Source organism: Caldimonas sp., assembly GCF_046289365.1.
Taxonomy (GTDB): Bacteria; Pseudomonadota; Gammaproteobacteria; order Burkholderiales; family Burkholderiaceae_C; genus Caldimonas.
In genome coordinates, this window is sequence record NZ_JBKBVU010000119.1 from 1 (window position 1) to 10,193 (window position 10,193).

At 67.7% G+C, this 10,193-nt stretch carries 10 protein-coding genes; 5 read left to right on the forward strand and 5 right to left on the reverse strand.

What is annotated here, in order from left to right; all coding sequences use genetic code 11:
- Window positions 1-359, forward strand: a 359-nt coding sequence (locus ACK42S_RS12005) for a calcium-binding protein (protein WP_409707581.1), incomplete at its 5' end; no start/stop codon positions are given.
- Window positions 360-498: 139 nt separating this feature from the next.
- Here ACK42S_RS12005 and lgt read toward each other — a convergent pair.
- Together lgt and ACK42S_RS12015 are read right to left on the reverse strand one after the other, a co-directional pair.
- Window positions 499-1,326, reverse strand: a complete 828-nt coding sequence (gene lgt, locus ACK42S_RS12010) for a prolipoprotein diacylglyceryl transferase (RefSeq protein WP_409707584.1) — start codon at window positions 1,324-1,326, stop codon at window positions 499-501.
- On the reverse strand, window positions 1,326-2,234 hold the full coding sequence (locus tag ACK42S_RS12015; protein ID WP_409707587.1) for a LysR family transcriptional regulator: 909 nt from the start codon (window positions 2,232-2,234) through the stop codon (window positions 1,326-1,328). The genes lgt and ACK42S_RS12015 overlap by 1 nt, the downstream gene beginning before the upstream one ends.
- 127 nt (window positions 2,235-2,361) lie before the next feature.
- On the opposite strand from ACK42S_RS12015, the gene ilvD reads away from it, so the two are divergent.
- Window positions 2,362-4,041 (forward strand): dihydroxy-acid dehydratase, encoded by a 1,680-nt coding sequence (ilvD, locus tag ACK42S_RS12020; protein ID WP_409707590.1) that lies wholly within the window; start codon window positions 2,362-2,364, stop codon window positions 4,039-4,041.
- 7 nt (window positions 4,042-4,048) lie between these two features.
- On the opposite strand, the gene ACK42S_RS12025 is transcribed toward ilvD, so the two are convergent.
- Window positions 4,049-4,294 (reverse strand): TIGR04438 family Trp-rich protein, encoded by a 246-nt coding sequence (locus tag ACK42S_RS12025; protein ID WP_409707593.1) that lies wholly within the window; start codon window positions 4,292-4,294, stop codon window positions 4,049-4,051.
- A gap of 120 nt (window positions 4,295-4,414) precedes the next feature.
- Here ACK42S_RS12025 and ACK42S_RS12030 point away from each other — a divergent pair, with 120 nt between their 5' ends.
- Entirely contained in the window at window positions 4,415-4,717 is a 303-nt protein-coding gene (locus tag ACK42S_RS12030; RefSeq protein WP_409707596.1) for a c-type cytochrome, read from the forward strand.
- A gap of 56 nt (window positions 4,718-4,773) precedes the next feature.
- On the opposite strand, the gene pabB is transcribed toward ACK42S_RS12030, so the two are convergent.
- The gene (gene pabB, locus ACK42S_RS12035) at window positions 4,774-6,513 is read right to left on the reverse strand and encodes an aminodeoxychorismate synthase component I (protein WP_409707599.1); all 1,740 of its coding nucleotides are present in this window, start codon (window positions 6,511-6,513) and stop codon (window positions 4,774-4,776) included.
- Between the two features lie 125 nt (window positions 6,514-6,638).
- Entirely contained in the window at window positions 6,639-8,606 is a 1,968-nt protein-coding gene (gene acs, locus ACK42S_RS12040; RefSeq protein ID WP_409707602.1) for an acetate--CoA ligase, read from the reverse strand.
- A 217-nt stretch (window positions 8,607-8,823) separates the two neighbouring features.
- Between acs and ACK42S_RS12045 the strand changes: the two genes are divergently transcribed.
- Window positions 8,824-9,429, forward strand: coding sequence for a YqhA family protein (locus tag ACK42S_RS12045; RefSeq protein WP_409707605.1), 606 nt, complete (start codon window positions 8,824-8,826; stop codon window positions 9,427-9,429).
- A gap of 9 nt (window positions 9,430-9,438) precedes the next feature.
- Complete coding sequence (locus ACK42S_RS12050; RefSeq protein WP_409707608.1) at window positions 9,439-9,969, forward strand: DUF2062 domain-containing protein; 531 nt, start codon at window positions 9,439-9,441, stop codon at window positions 9,967-9,969.
- Window positions 9,970-10,193 lie beyond the last annotated feature (224 nt).

Genomic DNA, 10,193 nt, shown 5'->3' on the forward strand with positions numbered 1-10,193 from the left:
ACCGCTTCGGCCGCGGCGACGGCACCGACTCCCTCCTCGACTACGGCGGCTCGGCCGATCGCATCGAGCTGGGCAGCGACATTGCCGCCGACCAGCTCTGGTTCCAGCGCAGCGGCAGTTCGCTGGTGGTGTCGGTGATCGGCACCTCCGACCGCATCACGGTGAACGGCTGGTACAGCAGCGACGCCTACAAGATCGAGACGCTGCAACTGGCCAACGGCCAGACGCTGGCGTCGACGCAGGTGCAGGCGCTGGTGGATGCGATGGCCTCGTTTGCACCGCCGGCTGCCGGTCAGACGACGCTGCCGGCGAACTACCAGAGTTCGCTGGGTGGGGTGATCGCTTCGAGCTGGAACTGACGCCGTTCACGCGCTGAGCGCCAGCCGGCATTCTTCGGAATGCCGGCTTTTCCCTTGGCCTGCGCGGCGCTGCATCACCTCACCGCCACCTCCACGAAACGGACTGTTCCGATCTGGCTCGCGCCGAACCCAGATCGTCTCAAGGTGTGGCAGTCTCCTTGTGCTCAGCGCTCGCCGCCTGACGGCAGGACCACCACCACAGTGCCGCGCCGGCAGCGATCATCGGCAGGCACAACCACTGGCCCATGCTGAGGTTCAGGGCCAGCAGGCCCAGGAAGCTGTCGGGCTCGCGGAAGTATTCGGCGATGAAGCGCAACACGCCATAACCCATCAGAAAGGCCCCAGAGACCTGCCCCGTGGCGCGGGGTTTGCGGGCATACCACCACAGCAGCACGAAGAGCAGCAGGCCCTCGAGCGCAAACTGGTACAGCGGCGACGGGTGGCGGGGGATGTCGGTGCCCGACTGCGGGAAGACCATGGCCCAGGGCAGGTTCGGGTCGGCCTCGCGTCCCCAGAGCTCGCCGTTGATGAAGTTGCCGATGCGGCCCGAAGCCAGGCCGGTGGGCACGCACGGTGCGATGAGATCGGTCACCTCGAAGAAGCGGCGCTTGCGCTGCCAGGCGAACAGCGCCACCGCGCCCATCACGCCGAGCAGGCCCCCATGGAAGGCCATGCCGCCCTTCCACACCGCGAAGATCTCCAGGGGATGGGCCATGTAGTAGCCAGGCTTGTAGAAGAGCACATAGCCCAACCGGCCGCCGATGATCACGCCCAGCACGCCGTAGAACAGCAGGTCCTCGACGTCGCGGCGTGTCCAGCCGGTGTCGGCATAAGGCGAACGCCCCACGCGGATCGAGGCCAGCCACAGAAAGAGGCCGAAGGCGACGAGGTAGGTCAGGCCATACCAATGGATGGCCACCGGCCCGATCTGCAGGGCCACGGGGTCGAACTGGGGATGCACGAGCATCAGGGGGTTTCCTTGTGGGACGATGGCGCGGCGGCCATCACATGGTCAACGAAGCGGCCCACGACCGGGGGCTGAGGCAGTCGCCACACCAGGCTGGTCTCGCAGGCCAAGCCCGCGTCCTCGACCGAGCGGTAGACGACCCCGGGGCGCTGCAGCCGCGTGACCGTCTCGGGCACCCAGGCCACGCCGATGCCGGCGGACACCAGGTTCACGATGGTCTGCATCTGGATGGCTTCCTGGGCGATGCGCGGGGCGGCCTGACGGTCGCGATAGAACGCAAGCATCGCATCATAAAGCGAGGGGCTGATGGCGCGCGGGAAGATCACCAGCGGGTCGTCCAGCACCTGCGTGGCCCGCAATGTCGGGTGAACGGCCAGCGGATGGTCGCCGGGCAGGGCCAGCACCAGCGGCTCCCCCTGCACCCGCACGGTGCCGAACCCGGCCAGTCGCTCGCCCGGCGCGTGCAGCACGAAGCCGGCGTCGATCTCGCCGGCTTCGAAGGCCGCCAGTTGCACATCGAGCGTGGCCTCGCGCAGGGCCAGTTCCACTCCGGGGTGGGCTTCGCGGAAGGTCTTGAGCCAGCCGGGCAGCGGGCCATAGCCGATGGTGGAGACAAAGCCCAGGCGCAGCCGCCCCAGCGTGCCCTGGGCCGCCGCGCGCGCCAGGGGCCCGAGCTGTTCGGCCTGCGCCAGCAGGCGGCGGGCCTGAGGCAGCAAGGCCAGACCCGCCGGGCTCAGCGCCACCGAGCGGCGCGTGCGGTGAAAGAGCGGCGCGCCCAGCAAGTCCTCGAGCTGACGGATGCCCATGGTGAGCGGCGGCTGGGTCATGTGCAGGCGCTCGGCCGCCCGGCCGAAATGCAGCTCCTCGGCGACGGCCACGAATTGCCTGAGATGGCGCAGCTCCAGCATTGATTTACCAGACGAATCAGAATTGCTTGAAAGATATATTGGAGTCGATTGTGCCAGCGCTGCATACTGTGCGCCGACCGGCCTTCTGCGGTCTTGTTCCCCACGATTCCCACTCCGAGGACGAGCCATGAACTACAACCGCCGCTCGAAGAACATCACCGAGGGCGTCGCCCGCGCGCCCAACCGCTCCATGTACTACGGCATGGGCTACAAGGAGGAGGACTTCGGCAAGCCCATGATCGGCGTGGCCAACGGCCACTCGACCATCACGCCGTGCAACTCCGGGCTGCAACGCCTGGCCGATGCGGCCGTGGAAGGTCTGAAGGCGGCCGGCGCCAACCCGCAGGTCTTCGGCACGCCCACGATCAGCGATGGCATGGCCATGGGCACCGAGGGCATGAAGTACTCGCTGGTGTCGCGCGAGGTGATCTCCGACTGCGTGGAGACCTGCGTGGGCGGCCAGTGGATGGACGGCGTGATGGTCATCGGCGGCTGCGACAAGAACATGCCCGGCGGCATGATGGGGATGCTGCGCGCCAATGTGCCCAGCCTGTACATCTACGGCGGCACCATCCTGCCCGGCAAGTACAAGGGCCAGGACCTGAACATCGTCAGCGTGTTCGAGGCGGTGGGCCAGTTCACCGCCGGCAAGCTCAGCGAGGACGACTTCTGCGAGATCGAGCGCCGTGCGATTCCAGGCAGCGGCTCGTGCGGCGGCATGTACACCGCCAACACGATGAGCTCGTCTTTCGAGGCGCTGGGCATGAGCCTGCCCTACTCGTCCACGATGGCCAACGTCGAGGACGAGGTGGTCGAGAACGTGAAGCGGGCCGCCGCGGTGCTCGTGGAAGCCGTCAAGAAGGACCTCAAGCCGCGCGATATCGTCACGAAGCAGTCGATCGAGAATGCCGTGGCGGTGATCATGGCCACCGGGGGCTCGACCAACGCGGTGCTGCATTACCTGGCGATCGCACATGCGGCCGGCGTGGACTGGACCATCGACGACTTCGAGCGCATGCGCCGGAAGATTCCCGTGCTGTGCGACCTCAAGCCCAGCGGCAAGTACCTGGCCATCGACCTGCACCGTGCGGGTGGCATCCCGGCGGTGATGAAGGAGCTGCTCAAGGCCGGCCTGCTGCACGGCGAGTGCATGACCATCACTGGCAAGACAGTGGCCGAGAACCTGGCCGACGTGCCGGACCTTTCACCCGACCAGGACGTGATCCGCCCGGTGAGCAACCCGATCTATGCGCAGGGGCATTTGGCGATCCTGAAGGGCAACCTGGCGCCCGAGGGCAGCGTGGCCAAGATCACGGGCTTGAAAAACCCGAAGATCACCGGCCCGGCCCGTGTGTTCGATGATGAACAGTCGGCCCTGGCGGCCATCATGGCCAATCAGATCAAGCCCGGCGATGTGATGGTGCTGCGCTATCTCGGCCCCAAGGGCGGGCCGGGCATGCCCGAGATGCTGGCGCCCACCAGCGCGCTGATCGGCCAGGGTCTGGGTGAATCGGTGGGCTTGATCACCGATGGGCGCTTTTCCGGCGGGACCTGGGGCATGGTGGTGGGCCATGTCGCACCGGAAGCCGCCGAAGGGGGAACGATCGCCCTGGTGCATGAAGGCGACACCATCACCATCGACGCCCACACGCTGAGTTTGCATCTGCACGTCAGCGACGAGGAACTGGCCCGCCGCCGAGCCGCCTGGACGCCGCCGGCACCACGCTACACCCGCGGCGTGCTGGCCAAGTTCGCGAAGCTGGCCAGCAGCGCGAGTTCGGGAGCCGTGCTCGACAAGTTCGAGTGAGCAAGCGTCAGATTCTCCGCTTGCGCGGCTCTTGCCCCAGAGCGGCCAGGTTCTTCTTGCGCCGCTCTTTCTTCCTCTCTTCCAGCTTGTCCATCTCGCGGCGCTTGGTGTAGCCCGAAGCATCGGCCCAGGCCCACCAGGCCACTGCCAGCGCAAACGGTGACAGGATGATCCACCACGACCATTGCGCCACGGCACCGAACTCGGCCAACTTCAGCACGATCAGCAAGACACCCAGGACGATGAAATACATGCAGGACTCCGCGGGGCTGTAAGGGCCATGGGCTCGGACGCCCAACCGGGCACCGGGCGCAAAGCCTAGAATGCATGGGTGCGACTGTCAATCAACCCCCACGATCGCCGGAAAGACGACATGAAGCCTCTTCTCGCCCTCGCTGCCCTCGCCTGCCTGAGCACACCCGTCCTGGCCAGCCAGCAACTGGCCCAGCAAAAGGCCTGCATGGCCTGCCACGCTGCGGACAAGAAGCTGGTCGGCCCCTCGTTCAAAGATATCGCGGCCAAGTACGCCGGCCAGAAGGATGCCGTCAACAAGCTGGCCCAGAAGGTCATCAAGGGCGGGGTCGGCGTCTGGGGCCAGGTGCCCATGCCGGCCAACGCCTCGGTCAGCGAGGCCGATGCCAAGACCCTCGTGCAGTGGATCCTGACGCACAAGTGATCCGCGCCGCGCAACGGGCCTGAGCCGACACCCCGCCCTGGCGGGGTGTCGGCCTTTCAGGGAAGCAATTCGGCGGCCAGCCAACCGCGCAGACTGTTGAGGAAGGCCAGCCCTTGTGCCTGCGGCAGTTCGTCGCGGTGCACCACCTGCTCCACCAGGCGGCCGTCACGCAGCGCCATCGCCCGGCCGATGCCACCCAGCAGGCCGCACGACAGCGGCGGCGTGACCCAGCGGCCGTGCAGTTTCACGGCGACATTGCCCCGGGTGAACTCGGTCAGTTCGCCGGCCTCGTTCCACAGCAAAGTGTCGAAGACCGCCGGATCGGTGGGGGCCAAGGCGTCGTAGTGCGCGCGCCGTGTGGTCTTGAAGCGCACGAATTCGCTGCCGGCCGCCTGGAAGGGCCGCTCGGCCAGCCGGACCCGCACCGGTGGCACCACATCGTGCAACGCGAAGGCCTCGGCCCGGCAGCTTCCGTCGGCCCCGGCCAGCAGCCTCACGCGCCACAGACCTGCGGGGTGTGTGGCGACCAGCCGGTCCAGGGCCTGGGCGGCCGCCTGCGGCTGCCAGGTGAATCCGAAATGCCGTGCGGCGGTGGCCATGCGCGCCAGATGCTCGTCACGGTGCACCACGTGGCCGGCCTCCAGCCGCATCGTCTCCAGCAGCTCGAAGGCCGACTGTGCCCTCACGAGGAAGGCCTGCTTGCTGCGCCATTCCGCCCACTCGCCCGCTGCGTCGGCGTCGGCCGTGATGCCGCTGCCGATGCCGCAGCGGGCCTGCCCGGCCTGGAGGCTCACGGTGCGGATGGGCACGTTGAAGGTGGCCGAGCCGCCAGGTCGCACCACCCCGACGGCCCCGCAATAGACCCCGCGCGGCCCCGCCTCGAGCTGGCCGATCCAGTGCATGGCCCGCAGCTTGGGCGCGCCGGTGACCGAGCCGCAGGGAAAGAGCGCCTGGAAAATATCGACCAGCCCCACCCCCGCCCGGGTGCGTGCGACCACGTCCGACGTCATCTGCCAGACGGTCGGCAGGGCCTGGATATGGAACAGACGGGGCACCTGCACGCTGTGCGGCTGGGCCACGCGCGAGAGATCGTTGCGGATCAGGTCCACGATCATCAGGTTCTCGGCGCGCTCCTTCTCGCTGGTGCGCAGATGTTCGGCTCGGCGTGCGTCGGCCTGCGGGTCCGCCTCCCGTGCGGCGGTGCCCTTCATCGGCCGCGAGAGCAGCCGGTCGTCGCGCCAGTCGAAAAAGAGTTCGGGCGAGACCGACAGCACCTGCTGCGTGCCCGTGTCGAGGTAGGCGGCATAGCCGTCGGGCTGGGCCCGCAGCAAGGCCTGGAACAGCGCCAGGGGCTCGCCCGAGAACGGACTGCGCCATGGCGCGGTGAAGTTGATCTGATAGACCTCGCCATCGGCGATGGCGGCGTGGATGCGCGCAATCGCCCGGTCAAAGCCGGTGCGGTCGATGCCGGCCGTCCAGGACAAGGGCTCGTACCGCAGGGGCGAGGGGGCAGGCCAGGGCTGGGCACGGTCGAAGACCCCGAACCAGGCCAGGCGTCCGTCGGGCCGATGGGCCTGCATCGCGCGATCAAAGGCCGGCGCCGCCTCGTACGCGACAAAGCCCACACACCATCGGCCCTGCCGGGCTTCGGCCTCGACCCGTTGCAGCACGAGCGGCACCTCGTCGAGTGTGTCCGCCTGGAGCACCGCCAGCGGGTCAAAGAAGGCCAGGCGCTCTCGCGCCGCCCCCTCGACGGGCGCGATGAAATCGATCAGCGCGGTGGGGGCAGCGGACACGGGCGCAGGACAGCGATGGCATCGGGGCCGACAGTCTAGCGCCCGCGAAAGGCCCGCGTGGGACTGCGCCAAGGGCTGAAGCCCCCCCAAAGCGCTGCGCACTCGCCGCTGCCGCGGCGCCTCGATCAGTTGGACTGCGCCAACTGATCGAGGATGGCGGGGTTCTCCAGCGTGCTGGTGTCTTGGGTGATGGGCTCGCCCTTGGCGATCGAGCGCAGCAGGCGGCGCATGATCTTGCCCGAGCGGGTCTTGGGCAGGTTGTCGCCGAAGCGGATGTCCTTGGGCTTGGCAATCGGGCCGATTTCCTTGGCCACCCAGTTGCGCAGCTCATTGGCAATCTTCTTGGCTTCTTCGCCGGTGGGACGCGGACGCTTGAGCACGACGAAGGCGCAGATGGCCTCGCCGGTGGTCTCGTCCGGGCGGCCCACCACCGCAGCCTCGGCCACCAGCTCGGTGCAGCTCACCAGGGCGGATTCGATCTCCATCGTGCCCATGCGGTGGCCCGAGACGTTGAGCACGTCGTCGATGCGGCCCGTGATGGTGAAGTAGCCGGTCCGGGCGTCGCGACTGGCGCCGTCACCAGCCAGGTAGTAGCCCTTGAGCTCGGGTGGGTAATAGCTTTTCTTGAAGCGCTCCGGGTCGCCCCAGATGGTGCGGATCATGCTGGGCCAGGGCTTCTTGATCACCAGGATGCCGCCCTGGCCGTTGGGCACGTCCTGGCCGGTCTCGTCGACGATGGCCGCGGCGATGCCCGGGAAGGGCAGCGTGCACGACCCCGGCACCAAAGGCGTCGCCCCCGGCAGGGGAGTGATCATGTGGCCACCGGTTTCGGTCTGCCACCACGTATCCACGATGGAACAACGCCCACCGCCGACATTGTCGTGGTACCACTCCCAGGCCGCGGGGTTGATTGGTTCGCCCACCGAACCCAGGATGCGCAGGCTGGAGAGGTCGTAGCGCTTGGGGTGCACCGCCTCGTTGCTCTCGGCCGCCTTGATGAGCGAGCGGATGGCCGTCGGGGCGGTGTAGAAGATCGTGACCTTGTGGTCCTGGATCATGCGCCAGAAGCGGCCGGCGTCCGGGAAGGTGGGCACGCCTTCGAAGACGATCTCGGTGCCGCCCAGGGCCAGGGGGCCGTAGGTGATGTAGGTGTGGCCGGTGACCCAACCAATGTCGGCCGTGCACCAGAAGATGTCGTTGTCCTTGAGGTCGAAGGTCCACTTGGTGGTGAGCGCCGCATGCAGCAGGTAGCCGCCGGTGCTGTGCTGCACGCCCTTGGGCTTGCCAGTGGAGCCCGAGGTGTAGAGCAGAAAGAGCGGGTGCTCGGCCTCGACCCATTCAGGCTCGCAGGTGGCGGCCTGGTTCTGCGTGACCTCGTGCAGCCACAGGTCGCGCGCCGGGTCGAAGGGCACGCTGCCGCCGGTGCGGCGGTAGACGATGACCTTGCGGATGGTTTCGCAGCCGCCCAGGCCGAGGGCCTCGTCGACGATGGCCTTGAGCGGCAAGTGCTTGCCGCCGCGCACTTGCTCGTCGGCGGTGAGCACCATCACGGCGCCGGCGTCCTGGATGCGGTCGCGCAGCGACTGGGCCGAGAAACCACCGAAGACCACCGAGTGGGTGGCACCGATGCGGGCACAGGCCTGCATGGCCACCACGCCCTCGACCGACATGGGCATGTAGATCACCACGCGGTCGCCCTTCTTCACGCCCTGGGCCTTCAGCGCATTGGCCAGACGGCAGGTGCGCTCCAGCAGCTCGCGGTAGGTGACGCGGGTGACCTGGCCGTTGTCGGCTTCGAAGAGGATGGCCACCTTGTCGCCCAGGCCGCGCTCGACGTTGCGGTCCAGGCAGTTGTACGAGGCGTTGAGCGTGCCGTCCTCGAACCACTTGTAGAACGGGGCATTGCTGCCGTTCAGCACCTTCGTGAAGGGCTGCTTCCAGCTCACCATCTCGCGCGCCAGGCGGGCCCAATAGCCTTCGTAGTCGGCTTGCGCCTCGGCACAGAGCTTTTCGTAGGCCGCCATGCCGGACACGTGCGCGCCGGCGACGATCTGGGCGGGCGGTGGGTAGAGTTTGCTCTGCGGGTCGGACATGGGTGCGTCTCCTGTGGGTGGTCGGTCAATCCGCTGAGTACCAAACCTTAAGGGGAAGCTCTTACGAAAGGCTGACTCCCCGGCCCTCCGGTTTTACCCTGACGTGCAGCGGCCCCCAAGGCCTGGAATACTGCCGCCCGCGCGGCCGCGCGGGCTCGGTTGCAAGTGTCGGCTGGCCCTAGAATCCGCGACATTCCGTAGTATCCCTAGGCCATCGATGAGTGCCATTCCCGATCCCCGGGCCACCCGGCTGCGCCCGCTGCCCAACCTGATCTTCGCCAGCCGCTGGCTGCAACTGCCCCTGTACCTGGGCCTGATCGTCGCCCAGGGCGTCTACGTGTTCCACTTCTGGGTGGAGCTGGTCCACCTGCTCGAGGCCGCCTTCGGCAGCCAGGCGGCGCTGGACAAGCTGGTCACCAGCATCGGCTACAAGGCCGACGCCCAGGTCACTGCGCTGAACGAGACCATCATCATGCTCGTGGTGCTGGCGCTGATCGACGTGGTGATGATCTCCAACCTGCTGATCATGGTGATCGTGGGCGGCTACGAGACCTTCGTCTCACGCCTGCACCTGGAGGGCCACCCGGATCAGCCGGAGTGGCTCAGCCACGTCAACGCCTCGGTGCTGAAGGTCAAGCTGGCCACGGCCATCATCGGGATCTCATCGATCCACCTGCTCAAGACCTTCATCAACGCCGCCAATTACGACGAGAAGGTGCTGATCTGGCAGACCCTGATCCACATCGCCTTCCTGTTTTCGGCCCTGGCGATCGCCCTGGCCGACCGGCTGATGAGCCATACCGCTGCGTCCAACATGCATTGAGGCCAGGCCATGAAGCGCTGGGTGCCCACCCGTGAGCAGTTGCTGGCGTCGCGCTGGCTGCGCCCGGTGGCGCACCGCCTGCAAGACGAGCACCTGTGGCACCTCGACCGCGGCAGCGTTGCACGCGCCGTGGGCATCGGCCTGTTCTTCGGCTTCATGCTGCCGTTCGCGCAGTTCCTGTTCGCGGTGGTCACGGCGGTCTTCCTGCGGGCGAACGTGGCGGTGGCGGCCGCCTCGACCCTGGTGACCAATCCCTTCACCTTCCCGCCGGTGTACTGGCTGGCCTACCAGATCGGCCGGTGGATCCTGGGCAGCGAGCGCGGCGAGGTGGTGGCCCAAGCCCTGGAGGCCCATGTGGAGACCCTGGCCGCCCAGCAAGGCTGGTGGCAGGCGCTGTGGCAGTCCATCCAATCCACCGGCACTCCACTGGTGCTGGGCTTGGCCGTGCTGGCCGTGAGCAGCTCGGTGCTGGGCTATCTTGCGGTGTGGCTGCTGTGGCGGCCGCACCCCCGCACGGACACGCAGCCCCCGGGGCCCTGATCGCCCCGGGGAACTTTCGGGCCGCGGATGGCTCCATGCCGGGATCGTGCGTCGCGGCGCTGCCGCGGCGAGTCCGTTTTTTTGCCATGCCCGGCGGCCTGCGCGTCGTCAGGTTGGCGCCAACGCGCGCAACTGCCCGATGGTTACAACGACAACGAGCGCGCCAGTCCACCTGCCCCCGGACACCGGCAGCCTCGGTTGGGCCGGTCGCGGGGGGTTCGTCG

Excerpts from the sequence above, each read along its gene's own strand:
- ACK42S_RS12050 (WP_409707608.1), top strand. The coding sequence starts at position 9,439 with ATGAAGCGCTGGGTGCCCACCCGTGAGCAGTTGCTGGCGTCGCGCTGG.
- ACK42S_RS12045 (WP_409707605.1), top strand. The coding sequence starts at position 8,824 with ATGAGTGCCATTCCCGATCCCCGGGCCACCCGGCTGCGCCCGCTGCCC.
- ACK42S_RS12025 (WP_409707593.1), bottom strand. The coding sequence starts at position 4,294 with ATGTATTTCATCGTCCTGGGTGTCTTGCTGATCGTGCTGAAGTTGGCC.
- ACK42S_RS12015 (WP_409707587.1), bottom strand. The coding sequence starts at position 2,234 with ATGCTGGAGCTGCGCCATCTCAGGCAATTCGTGGCCGTCGCCGAGGAG.
- acs (WP_409707602.1), bottom strand. The coding sequence starts at position 8,606 with ATGTCCGACCCGCAGAGCAAACTCTACCCACCGCCCGCCCAGATCGTC.
- ilvD (WP_409707590.1), top strand. The coding sequence starts at position 2,362 with ATGAACTACAACCGCCGCTCGAAGAACATCACCGAGGGCGTCGCCCGC.
- lgt (WP_409707584.1), bottom strand. The coding sequence starts at position 1,326 with ATGCTCGTGCATCCCCAGTTCGACCCCGTGGCCCTGCAGATCGGGCCG.
- ACK42S_RS12030 (WP_409707596.1), top strand. The coding sequence starts at position 4,415 with ATGAAGCCTCTTCTCGCCCTCGCTGCCCTCGCCTGCCTGAGCACACCC.